Below are 17,932 nucleotides of genomic sequence, written 5' to 3'. Positions count from 1 at the left end.
TCAGACCGGCTGGGGGCCGGCGGGGGAGGCCGCGAGGCCTTCGGTGAGCCCGGCGTCCTGGGCGATGAGGGCGGCACGCACGCGGTTCCCGCAGCCGAGCTTGGTCAGCAGGCGGCTGATATGCGCCTTCACACCACCTTCGCTCAGGTGGAGCGCCCGTCCGATCTCGCTGTTCGCCATCCCCTGGGCGACGAGCGTCAGGACCTCGCGCTCCCGCGGGGTGAGGCCGCCGATGAGATCCCGCGCCCGTTCGACACGATCGGTGTCGATCCTGGCGACGCTGGCGAGAACGTGCTTGGTGACCTCCGGGCACAGGACCGCTCCGCCCATGGCCACCACCCGTACCGCCGCGACCAGGTCCCGCGGGTCGCCGCTCTTGAGCAGGCAGCCGGCGACACCGGCCCGCAGGATGCGGTCGAGGTGGCCGCCGCCCGGCGAGGAGGTGAGCACCACCACGGCTGTGGCGGGGGACAGGCGGCGCACGGTGTGGGTGAGCCAGGCCCCGCGGGTGCCCGCCATGCCGCTGTCGATCAGCAGCACGCCGAGCCGGTGGCGCAGCGTCATCTCGATCGCGGCACGTTCGTCGCCGGTGTCCGCGACGACGTCGATGCCGTGGGCCGGCTCGAGCGCGGCTCGGATGCCGCCGCGTACGAGTACCTCGTGATCGGCTATGCCCACGGCGACAGTCGTCTCGGTGCGCTGGACGATGCCGCCGCGTGGTGTCCGGTGAGGCAGTGCCGAGCGCCGCGCGGCGGGGGCGGCGGCGGTTCGGACGTCCCCCACGGCGGTCGGCCTCGTGACGCCGACCGGGCCGAACGGCCACTCGGTCCGGGGCGGGGGTTGTGTCATGTCGACTCCTCACGAACGCATGGTGCGTCGGGCAGCGCTCCCGGCACCGCTGCCGGTCTCTGCCCGCCAGGACGGGACGGGATGTACCTCGATGCGGGGGCCATGGGCATCGTCATCACCGGGCAGCCCGATGCGGAGCCGCTCTCGACGCGACCGAAACACGACGTTGGTTCGGTCGGAAGGGGTGTGCCGTCCGGGCCGGTCCGGGCAGTGGAATCGCCACGGCGGCGGGGCACGACGGGACGGGGGGATCGGTTGCGGCCCTACAGGGGTCTGTTTCTGATGGAATGTCCGGTGCTGTCGCGTGGGTGTTCGTCGAGGAACGGCACGTCTCCGGTCACCTTGTGGCCTGTCGCCTCGACGGGGTGGGCGTTCTCGTCACCCGCGACGGCCAGGGGACGCGTCGGTGCGTTGGTCCTGGTGTGTTCGACACAGACCCTCCACATGTGTTGCCGCTGGTCCGCGAGCCGCACTCGGTGACCATTGGTATATACCACCTCTCGTCGCTTCTCGGCCACCCCCTGATGCCCCTCACCCGGTCGGACGGCGACATCCTGACTGGTCGAAGGATTCGTCCCGGCCCGCACGCGGCGGTCGGCGTGCGCGCCGCGCCACCGCGGGTAGGCGGCCCCCCGTACGCATACCGGCTCCTCGTACGGGTATCTCTCGAGGGCGGACCAGGCGGCGCAGGGAACCGCTACGGAGCCCGGGAAGGTGCGGCATGGGCCAGCTCACGCTGTCCGCCCCGTTCGACAAGTACAGCTGGCGGGCCAGGATCCGGCCGGTGCTCCTCGCCTCGCTGCCCCTCGTGCTGCCGGTCGCCGCGGCCCTGCCCGGCCTGCCCCGCGCCCAACTGCTCTGGTCGCTCGCACTGCTCGGCGGAGTGCCCCTGCTCGCCGACCAGTTGGGGCGCAGCCGGGGGAAGCGGATCGAGAGCGGGCTGTTCCACTCCTGGGGCGGCAAGCCCAGCGTCCAGTTGCTGCGCTGGCGCGGGCCCACCGACCGGCCGCGCCTGGCCTACCTGCACGCCCGCATCCAGCAGATCACGGGTACGGCGCTCCGGCTGCCCACGGAGAGCGAGGAGCGCGAGAGACCGGAGGAGGCCGACCAGATCTACGACGCCGCCGGACTGGTCCTGCGCGCTCGGGCCCGGGGCCTGCCCGGGACCGAGCTGGTGCTGGAGCAGAACTGCGAGTACGGCTTCCGTCGCAACGCCCTGGGCCTGCGGCCGTACGCGCTGGTGATCGCCGCGGCGGGCCTGCTGGCCGTGGTGGCCTGGGTGTTCGTCCCGTCCGGCCATCTCGGGCGCCCCGAAACCGCGTTGCTGGCGGTGCTGGTGGTGGCCGAGGCGGCGCTGATGGTGTTCTGGTCCGTGCTGGTGCGGGCCCGCTGGGTGGAGTCCGCGGCCTGGCTCTACGCCCAGCGGCTGCTGGAGACCTGTGCGGTGCCGGACCAGAGCGCGCTGCCCGGGGCCACCGGTGGCTGAAGTGCGTTCAGGGCGGGGGCAGCCGGCCTCGGGTGACCGTTGATCCCCGGACCAGGAGGGCGATGCCCTCGGCGTCGTCCAGGGGATACCGCGTGGACCGCAGGCCGCAGCGGCGCAGGGACGGGTCCCGGTAGCGTTCGGTGCTCGGGGAGCGGTGGTTGAACCAGAGCGTGGCACCGGGCCCCGGTGGCCGGTCGTGCAGGAGGATCCGGGCGACCGCCGCCAGGTCGGGGTGCGTGGACCGGCCGGACCGCAGGCGTGTGTCGTGACCGCGGCCGCCGTTCGTGGAGAACAGCCAGTGCCGGCAGTCGAGGGCGCCGAGGAGCGCCGGGCTGACGTTGTGGGCACTGCCGTGGTGCGGCACCTTGCACAGCGCGACCGGACAGTCGCCGCCGGGCCATCGCCGGTCGAGCGACTGGACGAGGGTCTCCGCGTGGGCATCGGCCCCGAACAGCACACGGCTGCCGTCGGCGTGCTCGGCGAGGAAGGCGATGCTGGAGCCGTTGGCCGGGTTGCGGTCCCGGCTGTAGGGGCGGTCGGCGATGATCTCGGCCAGCCTCTGCGGGGTCAGGGCGGTCCCGCCGCCGTCCGGTGTCGACCCGAGGACGTCCCGGGTCTCGTCCCCGGTGGCGTCGCGCGGATCCGGCCAGTGCCTGAGCAGCTTGTCCACCTTGGCCTGAGTCGGGGACAGCAGGGTGAGCCGTAGGCCGCGCGGCTCGAACACGGGGAGCGGGCCGTCGTCCGGTACGACGATGGCGTCTCCCCGCGCCTCGCGGTTCCACGGCAGACCGCTCTCCGTCAGCCGGTCCACCAGGAGGTTGGCGCTGCGGGCGCCCAGGGTGTCCCGAGCGCCCATGTGACGGTGGCTGTTGAACCAGATGTCGCGCGTGCTGAAGTGCTCGGGGGGCGCGGAGAGCAGGGGCAGCAGGCCCGTGATGTGGTCGTCGTCGATGTGGGTGCACACCACCAGCTCGAACTCCCGTGCGGCCGGGTCTGCGGGCTGGCGGTCGAACCGTGCCTTCAGCCCGGCGGGCAGGGTGTTCCGGGTGCCGGGGCCGCCGTCGACGAGCATACGGCGGCGGTGCGGGCCGTCGTCCCACTCCACCCACAGGCAGTCGCCGTGTTCGGCGGGCAGGGCCTCCACACTGATCACGGTCGCCCCACCGGGGTCGCGGACGGCCGCCGCACCAGCAGCATGCCGCCGTCGCCATGAGCGCTGTAGAGCAGCCCGAGCAGGTTGTGGTGCTCGGTGAGCAGTTCATGGCTCACCTGGTGCAGCGCGGTGCCGAGCGGCACGCCCGCGAGCAGCCGGTCGAAGAAGCGCCGGGCCCACTCCGTGCCGAACCCCATCGGCACCCTGGCCTCCGTGCAGATGACCCCGCGTGCCCCCTTGGCCAGGAAGTAGGGCGGGAACCCCGCGCGCCGCACCGGCCAGGGCGAGGCCGACTCACACGTGTTCAGCACCACCAACGGCGCACCGGGCAGGGGCTCTTCGTACGGTGCCGTGTTCCGCACCTTCTTCAGCCACAGCCGCCGGTCACCGGTGAGGACCATACGGGTGTCCTCGGACGGCTGGTCCTCGCCCTCCTCCAGGTGGCAGTAGAAGTACCAGAGCGCGTCCGGCTCCCTCGGCCCGATCAGGGCACGGGTCACCTCCTCGCTGGCGTAGAGCGTCTCCGCCCGGTTCGGGAGGCGTTCGCGCCAGTAGTCGAGCTGTCCGGACACCAGGGTCCGGGGACGGTCCGTGCCAGAGAGGTCGATGTCGGAGTTGACGGCGAGGAGCGCGCGGAGCGTGTCGGGCGAACCGCACGCCTCGGGCGGCCGGTGACGCTGGCCGGAGCTGAGGGGGACCAGGGTGATGCGGCTGCCGAGACCGAGGAGGCGGGTCGGGCTCAGCTCGTCCTCCCGGTAGCGGTCGGCGACGTACATCAGGTGCCACGGGAGACAGAGTTCGTCGGAGACGATCTCGATGCGCGGGGGAGGTGTGGCCCGTTTCTCGGCCGCGTCGACCGCGCGCAGCAGTATGTCGCCGAGCTTGCGCAGGTCCTCGCTGCCGCCCGGTGCGCGGAACAGGGCGCGGAAGAAGTCGGCACCGTGCTCGGCCAGTGTCCGCAGTCCCTGCTGGTACACGTCTTCCGGGATGGTCAGCGACGTCTTGTACACACCACCTCGTGGGCCGTCCAGCAGCTGCCCGAGCCCCTTGCGGACCTCACGGATCACGGACGACAGCTCGGTGACGTCGTGCGGCAGACGGGCGAACGCGGCGCCGGTACGGTCCTGGACGCACAGCTGATGGCCGCCGCCCCCGGACATCAGGGTGATGCTGAGGTCCGGGCCCGAGCCGTCACCCGTGGTCAGCGGGGGCAGCAGGGCGCACTGCTCGACCGTCCCCGCCGAACGCAGGGTGAGCCGCAGCACCTGGGAGACCCGGGCGGCGCCGTGCGTGAAGCGGGCCAGCAGAACCGCCGTCCGGTCCGTCCTCCGCAGGACCACCTCGAAGACCGCCGAGGCGGTCCCGGAGACGGAGACGGAGGTGGGCACGTTCCGGTGGACGGTGAGCCGGGTGCGGACGGGCCGGATCGTGACGGCGTCCGGATCGCCGTGCAGGGTGACGTCAAGCGCCGCGCTGTCCTCGCCGGCGGCCGGGACGAGGTCGAGCTGTGCCGCCGCGAAGGCGAAAGGGTGGTCGTGGCGGTCCACGGTGAAGGCGAGGGTATGGACCCGTCCGGCCTCGAAGGGCGCGCCGGGCGGGTGCCCTTCGAACACGGCGCTGATCCACTGCTCGTGCGGCGCGGCGGCCAGCTGGCGGCAGAGTTCGCTCAGGTCCGCCGTGTCGTCGGGCTCCCCCTTGGGGGCGCGTCGGGGGTCCCTTGCCGCCGGCTCCGCGAGCAGCGCGCGCACGCGGGGATGCGGGAGGAACAGCCGCAGCAGCCTGCCCACACCCCGCTTGCGCTCGGCGTCGGTCGTGGCCGAGGCGAGCAGGCCGATCTCTTCCAGCGCCCGGGGGCGCAGCGCCGACCAGCCGGGTCCGACCAGCTCCGGCAACCGGGGCCACTGCGCCACCAGTTCGGCCACGGCGTCCCGCGCCGTCACCGGACTCCCCCTTCTTCCGGGGAGGCGGCGGCCGTGCCGTGGTACGCGAACCCCGCCCAGGCGGCGGGGTGCCGGAACGGCCGGTGCCCGGGCGCCGTGTCCTGCCACAGCACCTGCTGTGCCTCGACGGCGAGTCCGACGGGCAGCAGCGCCCCCGGCACCTCGTCCAGGGCCTCCGCGACCAGCCGTTCGATGTCCGCCCTGGTCACCGCCGAGAGCCACAACTGTGCCTCGCGCAGGGCCACCGCCGGGTCGGCGCCCCGGCCGAGCAGACGATAGAACCGGCACATCACCAGGCTGCTCGACAGGTCCGCGAGGTCCCAGGTGCTGCACACCACCGCCTTCGCCCCGGTCAGCAGGAACGCGGTTCCGAAGCCCAGCAGTTCGTCGGCCAGCGACTCCGTGGCGACACCGGTGGAGCAGCAGGACAGCACGACGAGGCCGAGGCCGGGCGCGACGAGGTCCAGGACATCGGTGATCGTCAGCCGGTGCGGGGCGCCGAGGTCGATCCACGAGTGCAGCGGGTCGTCGGGGTTCCAGTAGGCGTGGCAGGCGAAGTGGGCGGTCGTGGCGTCCCGGAGCGTCGCCAGCAGCCAGGTGGTGCGGTCTCCGCCGTCGGGTTCCGGGTACCGGGCGCCGAGCCGCGCGGGCAGTGCCTCCGGTTCGTGCAGCGCGCAGTCCAGCCCGCCCCGGGGGTCGGTGACGGCGACCACGCCGGGGCGGTCGGGGACCGGCGCGCTGCCGGTGGCGGCCCACCGGCCCGGGATGTACCGGACCACCGCGAGGTCGAGCCAGCAGTCGGACGCCGTACCGTCCTCCGGTCCTTTCTCCGTTCCGACCTCCGCTCCTTCCTCCGCCGGAGGCCGCAGCGCGTGCAGCGGCAGCCCGCCCAGCAGGCCCGACGTGACCACCTCGATGTCGCCGAGCCCCGCCTCCCGCAGCAGCTCCCGCGCGGGCACGAGCACCGCCGGGCCCAGGGCCGCGCTCACCGCGTCCAGGGCCTCGGCCAGTTCCTCGTGGGTGCCGGCCGCGCGGACCGCGGTGACCAAAGGGCGCAGGTCCGCTGCGGTCAGCGGGGTGAGCACCCCGTACGGCGCGTACCCCGGCCGCACCAGAACGACCCAGCTCGCGTGCGGTCCCGTGCCCACGTACAGCGTGGGCCGACCGGTGGGCGGGGATCCGTCCCGGCCGGCTCGCGCGGCCGGCGTGTCCCGCAGCAGACGGGCACGGGAACGCTCGATCGCGGTCACGGCGGCTGCGGTGTCCTTGTTCAGGATGTGCGCGACGACCAGGGAGCCCACGAGGTCGGCGCCCTCGCCCAGTTCGGCGAGGCGGGTCGCGTGGGTGTGCGCGTCCTGGTAGAGCCGTTCGACGGCGTCGAGAGCCGTCTCCAGCACCGAGGCGGCCGGACCGGACTCCCCGTCGCGCAGCAGCATCCGCCCCAGGTTCGCGGCGATGACCGACCGCACCCCCGGTGACCGCTCCGGATCGGCGGCCGACAGCAGCTCCCGGAGCAGTTCCCGGGCCCGCGCCAGGAACTCCGGGCGGTCGTCGGCGCAGGCCGCGAGGCAGGAGGCGTGGTTCGCCCCCACCCGCAGACGTTCCTCGTGGCCGGGAGGCAGGTGCCGGACCGCCTCCTCGTACGCCTGCCCGGTGAGCCGTACGGCCACGTCGCGGTCGGAGCCCCCTGATCCGGTCGCCGTGGCCCCGGTCATGGACCGGTCCCTCACATGGGAGAGCACACCGCCGATGTTGGACAGGGTGCGGATGCGGCCGGGATCGCCCTCCCGCAGCGTGGACTCCAGCCGTACGGCGGCCCGCCGCGCCGCTTCGGCCACTTCGGCGGCGGACATCTCGGCGGGGGCCAGCAGATGCAGCCGATAGGCGGAGTTGACGAGGTTGGCCACCGGCTGGGCCAGCTCCAGCGCGCTCAGCAGTTCCGGGGCGCGCGGATCGTCCACGACCTCGGTGTAGAGCCGGTGGGCCTCGCGGACGGCCGCCACCACGTTGCCCGCGCGGCGGTTGCGCAGCGCCGCCGCGGTGCTCAGCAGGAGCAGCAGCTCGCCGCGGCGGTCGCGGGGGGCGAGTCGGCGGTGGACGTGGAGGGCGTCCCGGTACAGGGTGATCGCCCGTTCCTGATTGTCGGTGCGGCCCTGCCGGTTGTGGTTGACCAAGGCGTTCGCCCAGTTGTGCAGAGCTGTCGGCAGCGCCCGGTCGCCGCTGGTGGCGAGTGCTCTCGCGGCCTGCTCCAGCAGGGCCAGGGCCTGCCGTTCGTTGTCCGCCGGGTCGCCCTGCTGGCGTTCCAGGAGCAGGGCCGCGTAGTCCTGCCGGGCGGTCTGGGTCACCGCGTGGTCGTCGCCGAACACCTCGGGTGCGAGGACGATCGCCTCACCGGCGGCCTCGAAGGCGGCGGCCAGCGCGGCCGGGGTACGCCCGTGGGCCGTGCTGACGCGTGCGGCGTAGCTGATCAGGGCGGCCACCAACAAGGGTGCGCAGTCGGGGCGTTGCCGTAGAGCGTCGATCAACTCCCGGATCGCCGGAGGGCGTTCGGGGGCGAATGCGTCCCAGCCTTCCGTCGCCCGGTCCAGGAGCTCCGCCGTCCGCGGATCCAGCCCGTCCTGGCCGGTGGGCGGGATCGCCCCCAGGCGTAACCGCCTCAGCACACCGGCCCGTTGCCGGACCCGCTCGAGGGCCTCGGGGTCGACCTGGAGGGCGGCGGTGCGGGTGGCGAGTTCGTCGACGACCACCGACCACACCGGGTCCAGGAGGACACCTGTCCGTGTCGCCTCGGCGACGGCCCCGGCCTCCGAGGGATGCTGGACGAAGGCGGCGAACGCCGTGTGCAGTGGCGGCGCGGACACCATCGTGGAGAGCTGGGCGAGCCAGGACCGCTCCTGATCCGTCCAGGCTTCCTCCGGGGCCAGGTCCAGACCCGACAGCGCACACAGCGCGAACCCCGTGTAGCGGCCGGCGAGCGCCGCCGCGTCGCCCAGCGCCGTCACGACCGGGGCCGAGACCCGGCCCTCCGGAGTGCGGGGCACCGCCGGATGCCCCAGGACGGCCCGCAGCACCACGCCGTCCTGTTCCGGGTCGGTGTGGAACGGCAGGCACAAGAGGACGGACGCCGGATCGCCCGGACGCAGCACGACCACGGGGGTGTCGAGCGGAATCCCCTCGCCGCACGCGTGGCAGAGCACGGTGGGAGCGCAGCGCGCCAGCAGTTCCACGGCCTCGCGGTCACGCCAGTCGACCAGCCTCGGTACCCGATAGTCGGCCTGGTGCGCGCACTTGTCGCAGCGGAGCGGGTGATCGGCCAGCACCCGGGGGAACAGGCCCGCGAGGGGGTGGTCGGGCGTCGGGGAGCCTTGTGCGGTCTTCGGGCTGTCGGTCACTCCGGTGTGCTCCTTCCGTATCCGCCTGAATCATCTTAGAAGCACTGTTACCGGCAGGCGGGACGGGAGGGCCGAACAGCTCGGTGAGGGCGTCGGGTTGCACAACGATCGAGTCGTGCCGGAAGTAGTGGTGCCGGGTCCTGCCCCGACCCGTCAGAAGACGAACGGGCCCGGGAACAGGTACCCGCCGGCGGAGCAGTTGACGGGGAGTCCGTAGACCGTGAAGCGCAGTGAGTACGAGCCGTTGCCCATGGAGTCGAGGCTGTCTCCCGGGGACACGGCGCCGGTGAGGGGGCCGAGGGTGAACGGCTGACCTGCGCCGAGGGCGGGGTTGGAGAGGCGACCCGTGAATTCGGTCGTCTCCCCTCCGCCGTTCCTGGCGAGCGTGAGGGTGGTGGTGATGCTGTCCGCCGGGACGCCGAGCGGGGCGGTCAACGAGGTCAGGGTGAGAGTGAGCGTCGCCGATGCACCGGCCTGGGAGGCGGTGAAGTCGACGGCGGTGCCGCCCCAGGTGCCGCAGTCGTACCGGGCTGTGGCCCAGGTCGGTGTCACGGCGGCGGCACCGGGCGCCGATGCCAGGGTGCCGGCCAGCAGGCCGACGGAGGCGGCGGCGGTTCCGGCCGTACGTAAGGGCCACGTCGTGGATCTCACGGTCTGCTCCTCCTGCGGGAGATCGTGCGCACTTCTGACACTGAGTCAGCTCGGGGGCATTGACGCGCAGAAGCCTTACGGACGCAAGGGATTCTCCGCCGGTCTGTCCACCGGCGCGGCGACGGCCCACATGCGGGATCCGGTACCGGAGGGCGGCACAGCTCGACCTCGTCCCGGCGGCCGTCGATGGCCCGGAGACCCAATACCGTACGGTCACACCCGTGTTCCCCTGCCCGCGAAGGAAGCCGTCCGTGCCGAGTCCCCTCCCGCGTCTGCTCGTCCTCACCCTCGGCGGCACGATCGCCTCGGTCCCGGCCGCGGCCGGGCAAGGTGCGGCACCCCGGCTCGGTCCGGCCGAACTCCTCGCGGCCGTACCCGAGGCCGCCCGCCTCGCGGACGTCTCGCTGGAGCCGTTCCGTCAGTGCGCGTCGGGCGACCTGTCCGTCGGTGATGTCGCCGAGCTGGCCGGGCTGATCCGCGAGCGGGGCGAGGAGACGGACGGGATCGTCGTCACCCAGGGGACCGACACCCTGGAGGAGACGTCCTACCTGCTGGATCTCCTGCTCGGCCAGGACGGCCCGCCCGTGGTGCTCACCGGCGCCATGCGCAACCCGTCCCTGCCGGGAGCCGACGGCCCGGCGAACCTCCTGGCCGCGATGCGGGTCGCCGTGTCGCCCCTCGCGGCCGGGCTCGGGCCGCTGGTCGTCTTCGCGGACGAGATCCATCTGCCGCGCTTCGTGCGGAAGGTCCACAGTTCGAGCCCGGTCGCCTTCGGCTCGCCCGGCGCGGGCCCCGTGGGCCGGGTGACGGAGGACCGGGTACGCATTCCCCTCGTGCCGCGCCGTCGCCCGGCCCTGCCACGAGCGGCCCCGCTCACCGGCCCGCTGCCCACGGTCGGCATCATCAAGCTCGGCCTCGGGTCGGCACCCCTGCGGCCCGGGCACGTCGAGGGGATGGACGGCCTGGTCGTCGAGGTGTTCGGCGGCGGCCACGCACCCAGCGCCATGGTCGGGTCGCTGGCGGAGACGAACAGCCGTATCCCCGTGGTGATGGTGACCCGGACCGGCAGCGGCGAGCTCTACGAATCCACCTACGCCTACCCCGGCTCCGAGCGCGATCTCCTGGGCCGGGGAATCATCAGCGGGCGTGCCCTCGACGCGGCCAAGGCCAGGCTGCTGCTGATCTGCCTCCTCGCCGCGGACGCCGACCGCTCGCAGATCCGGGAGAGCTTCGACGGCTCCCTGTGAGGCGCCGCCCGGGTCGTCGGCCCGCTCGCCCGGAAGCCAGTCCAGGGCGAACCTGCTGCAACAACCGTTCCCAGGCACCGTCCGCCGACCACAGCCGGTGGCGCTCGTAAACGGTCTTCCAGGGACCGAACCGCTCTGGCATGTCCCTCCAACGGCTCGATCACCGACCACGCGGCATCAGATCGAGCAGAGGCGCATCATCGTCGAACCCAGCTGAGTGGGCGGCGCCCCCTGCCGGCCCCGGTGTGCGGGCGAAGCAGCGTCGACCTGCGTTGAAGGCGCACGCAGGGGTGGCGGTTCTGGTGCCGGTCAGATCAATCGATAGATCAACCGATAGATCGGTCAGATCAATCAATATGCACCAATCCGCAGGAGTGACTGTTCCGAATCCTCGAGCGTCAGGGAAGTTGGCATGGAGGACGGACGGTATGACACCTATCTCCAAGAGCGGTGCGGGGCGCAGGAGCCTCGCGACCCTCATCGCGGGTGCGCTGGCCGCCGGGGGACTCGCAGCCGCCGGTGTGGCCACGCTGGAACCGGGGGCGGCCTCCGCCTCCAGTCACCGGGAGGCCCCGCTGATCTCGGGACAACCCCGGTACGACAACACGGACGTGTACGCCTTCGTCAGTCCGGACAGTCCGGCGACGACGACGATCATCGCGAACTGGATCCCGTTCGAGGACCCGGCGGGCGGCCCGAACTTCTACACGTTCGCGGACGACGCCCAGTACGACATCCACATCGACAACAACGGCGACGCGCAGGGCGAACTACTGCTGCGCTACACCTTCACGACGCACACGAAGTCAAAGAAGACGTTCCTGTACGCCACGGGCCCGGTCACCGACCTGGACGATCCGGACCTGAACGTCACGCAGACCTACGACATCGAGCTGTTCAAGCTGCACAACCAGGAGGTCGTGTCGAAGACGAAGCTCGCCGACGACGTACCGGTGGCTCCCTCGAACGTCGGCAAGGCGTCGATGCCGGACTACGGCACGCTGCGCCGGCAGGCGGTCCGTCAGCTCGCCGACGGCGTCCAGACGTTCGCCGGCCAGGCGGACGACCCGTTCTTCCTGGACCTGCGCGTGTTCGATCTGCTGTACGGCGGGGACCTCTCCGAGGTCGGCAACGACACCCTCAAGGGCTACAACGTCAACTCGGTCGCCCTGCAACTGCCCACCGACATGATCACCGAGTCGAAGGACCAGCCGGTCGTCGGCATCTGGTCCACCACCCAGCGAAAGAACGCCCAGGGCTCCTACGAGCAGGTCTCACGTCTGGGCAACCCGCTGGTCAACGAGGTCGTCAACCCGCTGAAGGACAAGGACAGGTTCAACGCGTCCTCGCCGTGGAACGACGGCCAGTTCCTGAAGAACGTGACCGATCCGGAACTGCCGAAGCTCATGGAGGCCGTCTACAAGATCAAGGCGCCCGCAGCACCGCGCAACGATCTCGTCGATGTCTTCCTCAAGGGCGTCAAGGGCCTCAACCAGCCGCCGAACGTGCGACCGGCGGAGATGCTGCGCCTGAACACCTCGATCGAACCGGCCGCCCAGCCGAAACGGCTCGGTGTGCTCGACGGCGACCAGGCGGGTTTCCCCAACGGGCGCCGGCTCACCGATGACGTCGTCGACATCGCTCTGCAGGTCGTCGAAGGTGAACTGGTCGGGTCCAAGAACGACTTGGGTGACGCGGTCGACGCCAACGACCATCGGTTCGGCAACTCCTTCCCCTATCTGGCCGAACCCGTGGCGGGGTCGCGAGGCCCGCTCGCGAAGGGCACCACCGGTGGCGACGACGTCCGCAACCAGGTGGTCGACGCCCTTAGGCCGGGCGACTCCACCGACGGCGCACGCAACACGGGCCTGATCGCCGCGTCGGCGGCCACGGGCGCGGTGGGGATCCTGCTGATCGGCCTGGCCCTGACGTGGTGGCGTCGACGCACCCGGCCGCCGTACTGAGCGACACCACCCGAACGGCACACCCCACACCGGCGTCGATGTGGCCCCTGACGGACCCGGGGGCCACACACGGCGGACCCGTACAGCTCAGGCGAGGCCCGCAACCAAGCGGAAGGAGAAGTCCTGGCGGTTGGTCGTGTGGCAGCCGTAGGGGGCCAGGCGCAGCTGGACGTTCTTGTGGCACAGACAGTGGTCGGGGTTTCACCGGCTGGAGCATCACAGCGTCCGCGTACGGTGACCGCAGGGGGTCAGAAGGCGGCGTCCTGGGTGAAGGGCCAGGCCATTGACCACGGTGAGCGTGGAGTCCTCGCGGGACTCCGAGCCGCACACCTGGTCGAGCAGGTCCACGGCGGTCGCGCGGACAGCAGCGAGACAAGTCGCAGCGGGCGGGCGGACATGAGCACCGTAAGGGGTCGGCGGGTGTCCGGTCTGCTGGTCAGGGGGTGCGGCGAGCGCGTCGAGCAGCTCACAGGGCAGATCGATGAGCTGAACCGGCGCCTGCCCCGGGTCGTCGTACGCCACGCACAGCGGCTGCTCGAGCGGGTGGGCATCGGTCCGGACAGCGCCGTCACGCTCCTGATCCATGGGAGACAACCCCGAGCGGCTGAACACCGAGGCGTCCTTGACTGCCCTTTGCGGAGTCAGCCCCATCGAGTACTCATCCGGCCGGCGGAGCACGCGTCGGCTCAACCACGGCGGCGACCGCCAGGCGAACGCGGTCCTGCACCCCATTGTCTTCACCCGCTTGCGCCACGACCTGCGCACCCAGGCGTACTACGAACGCCGCACCCAGGAAGGCAAGACCCGACGCGAAATGATCCGATGCCTCAAGCGACAGGCCGTCCACGAGGTGTTCAACTTGGTCAGACCGGGTTCCCGCACTCCCGCGTTATGCGGGCGTGTGATCGCTCGTGAGACGTGGTCGGGCCGGCAGGCGAGGCCGGCGCCCGCCCCGCGCCTGCCAGTGCCAGCCCCGCTCGCTCACCTGGGTGCCCCGGGCTGGTCCTTGGCCCACCACAGGAACGCGGCGGAGTGCTGCTGGTTGGCGAATCCCTCGCCGACGAGTTCGCGCAGGAGGCCGTTGCTCCAGAAGACGAGGCGGCCGAGCGTCCAGTTCACCGACTCCGGCGCCGGCAGATCCAGCCCGTACACCATCCGCGCGATCTCACGCTTGCCGCCCGCCTCCGTCGTGTACTTGAGGACGGACAGGAACCTGTCCGGCTCCATGACGCAGAGAACCTTTGTGAGGAGGGCTTCCTTGAAGCCCGTCATGGCGAACGATCGGGTGCCGTCGAGGAGTTGCTGCAGCCGGTCCTCGGGCGGTACGTCGTCGGGGCCGTAGAGAAGGTACTCGATCGTCCGGCGAGTCGACTCCGCGGCATCGGCGTCACCCATGGCGTTCCAGGCGGCGTTGAACATGGACTGGTTGCCGGGGTGGGCTCCGACGTCGGAGTTGGCGAAGTCCTTGAGTGCCTTGAGGTCGCCGGTGCGCAGTCCCTCGCGCGAGAAGATCTGCCGGTACTTCTCCCAGTAGGCCGCCACCTCGGGGTCGAGGCCCGGTCTGGTGGCGAGGAACTGCGCCTTGAGCAGGTTCGCGCGTTCCAGTACGCCGGGCTCGACGTCCTCGGACTTCGGGAATCGAGCCTTGAGGTCAGTGATGGAGCGGGAGGGCTGCTTCTTCGGGTCCGTCGGTTCCCCGTGCTCCCATGCGTAGCCGCACCGGTGCCGGACGCGCCGACGCCCGCCCTCCAGGTTCTGTACCACCTCGATGTCCTCGTCGTCGCTGCACAACGGGCACATGGCCAACCCCATGGTGATCCCCTCCGGCCGTCGTAAGGCGTCGCGTGCGACCGGCCGGCGCGGGCTCGGCCACTCGTTCAGCCCGCGCGACGCCACCGGTAGTCGTTGCCCGCACCGTACCGGCACTGCATACGGGTTCCGGCACCGGTGTAGCCGTACGCTCCGGGATCACCGCACCAGGAACCAGGGCGCACCCCTTGCCCGGAGTCGCCGTCCCGGGCTTCGGGAGCGGCGGTCTCGGATCCATCGTCGTACCGGTCGGTCGCCGTGGCTTCGGATCCGAGTGCGCCCGTTGGGCATCCGTCGTCGGGGCTCGCTATTTCCATGGTGACCAGCCAGCCCGGCTCGTCGAAGGTGCCGCTGGTCAAATCCGCGGTGCACACCGTCCACTCGTCGCGCTGCGGATCGCCGCTGTACGCGAACGTCAGTGGAAGTCCGGTCCCATGCTCCAGGACGCTGATCTCGCCGCCGCCCGACCTGTCCTCCATCACATCCCGCGCCTCGCCCCATGTGCTGCCTTCGAGGCCGGACAACGCGAACGCGTCGCGAAGCGCGCCTTCCGGCGGGACGGACGAACTCCCCGCGGCCTCCGCCGACGACTGCGTGCTTTCCGCTCCGCTGATGGACACGATCGCCAGTGCCCCGAGGACGAGTACGAGAACCGCAGCGAACAGGGTTTGCAGCAGCGCACTGTCACGAAGCGAACCGAGGGCCCGGTGCGTCGGTACAGCCCACCAGGGCTTGCAGGCCAGGCCGGCTCTGCCCGGCGAGCCTTCTCCGGCACGGGCTTCAGGCTTTTCACGGCCGACCGGATGGGCGCGGTGGAGCCGTCCGCGTTCCTGTTCGTTTTCCCGTTGCCGGTCCCGCTCCCGGTCTTCGGGAGTACGCCACCGTTGACTGATCCCGCCGGGCAGTTCCTTGCGCACGCTCGACGGTGGATGCCCGGTCGTACGTGTGTGTCTGCGCACCGCCGCAGCTGTGGTCTCGTCCTCGGACTGAGGCACTTCGCCACCGCACGCCTCACACACCCATGCATCCACCCGGAGCCCCCCTTGCCGTCCAGGCGCGGCTCATCTTCACACGCGCCGGTTGGCACCCGCCACGCCGGGCGGCGGGGCGTATGGTCATAGGGCCCCAGGAGGATCGAGGGCGTCAGGAGGATCGGGGCAGGGCACGGGAACCCGCTGGACGGCGTTGTTGGCGAACCCGCCCAGGTTCCAGGGCTGTTCCACCGTGTGTTGCCGAGACCGTCCCAGCCGTCCTGCTGCCAGCCGTGCTGGCCGTGCTGGCCTTCGCCGTAGTCCGGCCGCGAGGCTGGGCGGAAGCGGCGGGCGCCGTCCCCGCGGCGACCTTCGCCATGGCGGTGGGCCCCGTCCTCGTCCCGGACCAGCTCTGGACGATCTTCCGTTTCCCGTACCGGGCCTCGTGCGAGGCGCGGGTGCTGCACCACGAGTAAGGCAGGCACAGCCCGCAGTGTCCGCCGCGGTATCGCACTGACCGGGCTGGTTCCCGGCAGCGTCAGCGCGCTCGTCGCAGCGGCCGCCTTCGGCGGCACGTTCGTGGGTATCACCTCCCTGGCACTGGCCCTCGGTGAGCACCTCCAAGTGCCGCGAGCCGTCGCACTGTTGACGGCGGGCTACGGGATCGGGCAGATCATCGGCCCCCTGATCTCCCGGCCGCTGCTGGGAACCGGCTACTCGGGACCCCTGCTGCTGGGGAGCGTCGTCCTGGCTGCCGCGACCGTGGCGGCCGCAGCGCTCAGGGTCCGCTACCCGCACCCGCTGGGCCGCATCTCCGCCCCTACGGCCAGCCGGCGCTGACGCTCATCGAGATGCGGCAACTGCGTCTCGAACTTCGCCGCCAGTACGGCCTCGATCCCCTCCGGACTTGCGCCCGCAGTACCCGCAGCGCGGTCCGTCCTCGCTCCCCGCGCCAGGGCGTGGTCTCGATCTGCTCCCGCAGCCTGGCGAGCACCTCGTACGCGTCGTACCGGGAGCTCAGCGCGATGGTGGTGCTGATCGCGTCCGAGGCACTGTTTCGGACCCGACGGATGCGGCCCAGGGCGCGTATCTGTCCGGAGCGCAGCACAATGCCGCGAGTGTGCCGTCCGTCAAGCCGCCGCTGTCGGCCCTGGCTCGGTCCGAGCCATGTACCTCCAGCGCGGGCGTCACCGGGTACTCGACGGCCTTCCGGTCCGGATCGGCGACGCGGTTGAACAGGGGCCGTTGGCGCGGTGGCCGGGAGCAGCTGGGTTGGCTCGATAGTCTGTGCGGATGATGAGCGAGCCTGTGACCGAGCTGCCGGAGGCCGAGTACCGAAGTGTCTGGGACCGCTTCTACGCGGAGTTCGAGTTCAGTCCGAGCGTGAACCCGGCCAAGTGGCCTGCGATCAAGGAGCCGGCTGACTCTGTCACATGGAGTCTGGCGTCGCTGGATGACGATCCAGGCTATACGCGCTTAGACCGCTTTGTCGCGGTTGTCGAGCAGGGGCTGGCTGCGTGCGTCGAGCCGGAGGCCAGGCTGTTCGCGCTCGACTGGCAGCACATCTCCTATTCCTTTGCTCCGCATCACGTCGGTGGGCATGGACAGGAACCGTGGCCGCTGAGTCCCTACCCCGACGGCGATTACTGCATCTACCTCTCGGGGGACTTCCGGCTTGGCAGCTTCGGGCACCCCTGGGAGTCGTCGGTGTGTCTGTTCGGCAAGGAGCTGCTGGATACGGTGGCCGCCGAGGTTGAAGATGTCCTGGGGCCGCCGCTGCGACGTGCTGGTCGCAGCTCGCCTGTAACGTGACATTCTTTTCTGTCCGTAATGCGTGAGAATCCGCGTTCGCAGGAGAGAGAAGGGCTGGCCGACGGCCGGCTCGGCCACGCCCTGGACAGCGCGGCGTCGTCTTCGCCGTCGCGTCCGACCGCACGTGTGCGGACGTCGGCGAGAAGGGCTGCTGCTGATGACGATCTCCCTCGGCCCCGCCCCGACCCGCCGAGCCCAACTCCCCCCGCGCATAAGCTTCCTGGTCGCTGTCGTCATCACATACAGCGTCATCGAGGCGGTTGTCGCCGCCACCGGCGCCCTTGCCTCGCCCACCGCCCTGGTCGGCTTCGGTCTGGACTCGATCATCGCCGACCCCGCCGACCCCGCCGACCCCGCCGACCCCGCCGACCCCGCCGACCATCGCGCAGTCGTGTTTCGTGCTCGCCGCTCTCTCGCTCGCGGTGATGCCGTTCCTGTCAGCAGTCCAACGCCGCGCGGGCCCGTGAACCCGGCTCCACCGGCGCGGTCGCTGACTCCGAGCCGACCCTGCTGTGCACGTACTTCTCGGGCGTGCTTCCGCTGGGTCTGGTTGTCCATGCCACCCTCGGCTGGTCCTGAGCCGGACGACGTATGAAGCTGCCGTCCTGGCGCGGTTGCTGCAACTGGCGGTCCGCGAGTGCTCGGAGAGCGCCCCCGG

Annotated in this window: 14 protein-coding genes and 3 pseudogenes; 8 read left to right on the top strand and 9 right to left on the bottom strand. The window is 71.4% G+C overall.

The genetic code is table 11. The features are described from left to right. Nucleotides 1-849 carry a LuxR C-terminal-related transcriptional regulator gene (locus ACYQ8Q_RS01055; protein WP_460060837.1) on the bottom strand — a complete coding sequence of 283 codons (849 nt, stop codon included), beginning with the start codon at nt 847-849 and terminating at the stop codon, nt 1-3. A 721-nt stretch (nt 850-1,570) separates the two neighbouring features. On the opposite strand from ACYQ8Q_RS01055, the gene ACYQ8Q_RS01050 reads away from it, so the two are divergent. Then, a complete protein-coding gene (locus ACYQ8Q_RS01050; RefSeq protein ID WP_460060834.1) occupies nt 1,571-2,335 on the top strand; it encodes a hypothetical protein in 765 nt (254 codons plus the stop codon). Between the two features lie 7 nt (nt 2,336-2,342). Here ACYQ8Q_RS01050 and ACYQ8Q_RS01045 read toward each other — a convergent pair whose 3' ends face one another. The 4 genes from ACYQ8Q_RS01045 to ACYQ8Q_RS01030 all read right to left on the bottom strand — a co-directional run bounded on the left by ACYQ8Q_RS01045 (nt 2,343) and on the right by ACYQ8Q_RS01030 (nt 9,471). Next, entirely contained in the window at nt 2,343-3,488 is a 1,146-nt protein-coding gene (locus tag ACYQ8Q_RS01045; protein ID WP_460060832.1) for a ComEC/Rec2 family competence protein, read from the bottom strand. Then, a complete protein-coding gene (locus ACYQ8Q_RS01040) occupies nt 3,485-5,428 on the bottom strand; it encodes a CHAT domain-containing protein (RefSeq protein WP_460060831.1) in 1,944 nt (647 codons plus the stop codon). The genes ACYQ8Q_RS01045 and ACYQ8Q_RS01040 overlap by 4 nt, the downstream gene beginning before the upstream one ends. Beyond that, nucleotides 5,425-8,820: a CHAT domain-containing protein gene (locus ACYQ8Q_RS01035; RefSeq protein ID WP_460060829.1), complete on the bottom strand. Its 3,396-nt coding sequence runs from the start codon at nt 8,818-8,820 to the stop codon at nt 5,425-5,427. The genes ACYQ8Q_RS01040 and ACYQ8Q_RS01035 overlap by 4 nt, the downstream gene beginning before the upstream one ends. Before the next feature lie 153 nt (nt 8,821-8,973). Further along, nucleotides 8,974-9,471, bottom strand: coding sequence for a hypothetical protein (locus tag ACYQ8Q_RS01030; protein ID WP_460060827.1), 498 nt, complete (start codon nt 9,469-9,471; stop codon nt 8,974-8,976). 251 nt (nt 9,472-9,722) lie between these two features. On the opposite strand from ACYQ8Q_RS01030, the gene ACYQ8Q_RS01025 reads away from it, so the two are divergent. Then, complete coding sequence (locus ACYQ8Q_RS01025) at nt 9,723-10,718, top strand: asparaginase (protein WP_460060825.1); 996 nt, start codon at nt 9,723-9,725, stop codon at nt 10,716-10,718. A gap of 48 nt (nt 10,719-10,766) precedes the next feature. On the opposite strand, the pseudogene ACYQ8Q_RS01020 reads toward ACYQ8Q_RS01025, so the two are convergent. Continuing rightward, a pseudogene (locus tag ACYQ8Q_RS01020) lies at nt 10,767-10,869 on the bottom strand (transposase); the annotation flags it as partial. Between the two features lie 277 nt (nt 10,870-11,146). Between ACYQ8Q_RS01020 and ACYQ8Q_RS01015 the strand changes: the two are divergent. Then, a complete protein-coding gene (locus tag ACYQ8Q_RS01015) occupies nt 11,147-12,682 on the top strand; it encodes a DUF4331 domain-containing protein (protein WP_460060824.1) in 1,536 nt (511 codons plus the stop codon). A 216-nt stretch (nt 12,683-12,898) separates the two neighbouring features. Here ACYQ8Q_RS01015 and ACYQ8Q_RS01010 read toward each other — a convergent pair whose 3' ends face one another. After that, nucleotides 12,899-13,333 (bottom strand): hypothetical protein, encoded by a 435-nt coding sequence (locus ACYQ8Q_RS01010; protein ID WP_460060823.1) that lies wholly within the window; start codon nt 13,331-13,333, stop codon nt 12,899-12,901. On the opposite strand from ACYQ8Q_RS01010, the pseudogene ACYQ8Q_RS01005 reads away from it, so the two are divergent. Continuing rightward, nucleotides 13,266-13,403, top strand: a pseudogene (locus tag ACYQ8Q_RS01005) (transposase); the annotation flags it as partial. The gene ACYQ8Q_RS01010 and the pseudogene ACYQ8Q_RS01005 overlap by 68 nt on opposite strands. A 260-nt stretch (nt 13,404-13,663) precedes the next feature. Here the strand turns inward: ACYQ8Q_RS01005 and ACYQ8Q_RS01000 are convergent. Further along, nucleotides 13,664-14,494: a hypothetical protein gene (locus ACYQ8Q_RS01000; RefSeq protein ID WP_460060821.1), complete on the bottom strand. Its 831-nt coding sequence runs from the start codon at nt 14,492-14,494 to the stop codon at nt 13,664-13,666. Between the two features lie 65 nt (nt 14,495-14,559). Continuing rightward, nucleotides 14,560-15,408: a hypothetical protein gene (locus ACYQ8Q_RS00995; RefSeq protein WP_460060819.1), complete on the bottom strand. Its 849-nt coding sequence runs from the start codon at nt 15,406-15,408 to the stop codon at nt 14,560-14,562. Between the two features lie 347 nt (nt 15,409-15,755). Between ACYQ8Q_RS00995 and ACYQ8Q_RS00990 the strand changes: the two genes are divergently transcribed. The 4 genes and pseudogenes from ACYQ8Q_RS00990 to ACYQ8Q_RS00975 all read left to right on the top strand — a co-directional run. Further along, nucleotides 15,756-15,938 carry a hypothetical protein gene (locus ACYQ8Q_RS00990; protein WP_460060817.1) on the top strand — a complete coding sequence of 61 codons (183 nt, stop codon included), beginning with the start codon at nt 15,756-15,758 and terminating at the stop codon, nt 15,936-15,938. 31 nt (nt 15,939-15,969) lie between these two features. Continuing rightward, nucleotides 15,970-16,302, top strand: coding sequence for a YbfB/YjiJ family MFS transporter (locus tag ACYQ8Q_RS00985; protein ID WP_460073123.1), 333 nt, complete (start codon nt 15,970-15,972; stop codon nt 16,300-16,302). 468 nt (nt 16,303-16,770) lie between these two features. Continuing rightward, nucleotides 16,771-17,274 (top strand): DUF2716 domain-containing protein, encoded by a 504-nt coding sequence (locus ACYQ8Q_RS00980; protein WP_460060815.1) that lies wholly within the window; start codon nt 16,771-16,773, stop codon nt 17,272-17,274. A gap of 157 nt (nt 17,275-17,431) precedes the next feature. After that, nucleotides 17,432-17,850: pseudogene (locus ACYQ8Q_RS00975) on the top strand (cation transporter); the annotation flags it as partial. Between the last annotated feature and the right edge of the window lie 82 nt (nt 17,851-17,932).

It is taken from the genome of Streptomyces sp. YKOK-I1 (assembly GCF_054660435.1).
This window is presented reverse-complemented; position numbering and strand designations above follow the sequence as displayed.

Bases quoted from the DNA above. Each gene is read 5' to 3' on its own strand.
- ACYQ8Q_RS01055 (WP_460060837.1), bottom strand. From the start codon at position 849: ATGACACAACCCCCGCCCCGGACCGAGTGGCCGTTCGGCCCGGTCGGC.
- ACYQ8Q_RS01050 (WP_460060834.1), top strand. From the start codon at position 1,571: ATGGGCCAGCTCACGCTGTCCGCCCCGTTCGACAAGTACAGCTGGCGG.
- ACYQ8Q_RS01015 (WP_460060824.1), top strand. From the start codon at position 11,147: ATGACACCTATCTCCAAGAGCGGTGCGGGGCGCAGGAGCCTCGCGACC.
- ACYQ8Q_RS01010 (WP_460060823.1), bottom strand. From the start codon at position 13,333: ATGGGGCTGACTCCGCAAAGGGCAGTCAAGGACGCCTCGGTGTTCAGC.
- ACYQ8Q_RS01000 (WP_460060821.1), bottom strand. From the start codon at position 14,494: ATGGGGTTGGCCATGTGCCCGTTGTGCAGCGACGACGAGGACATCGAG.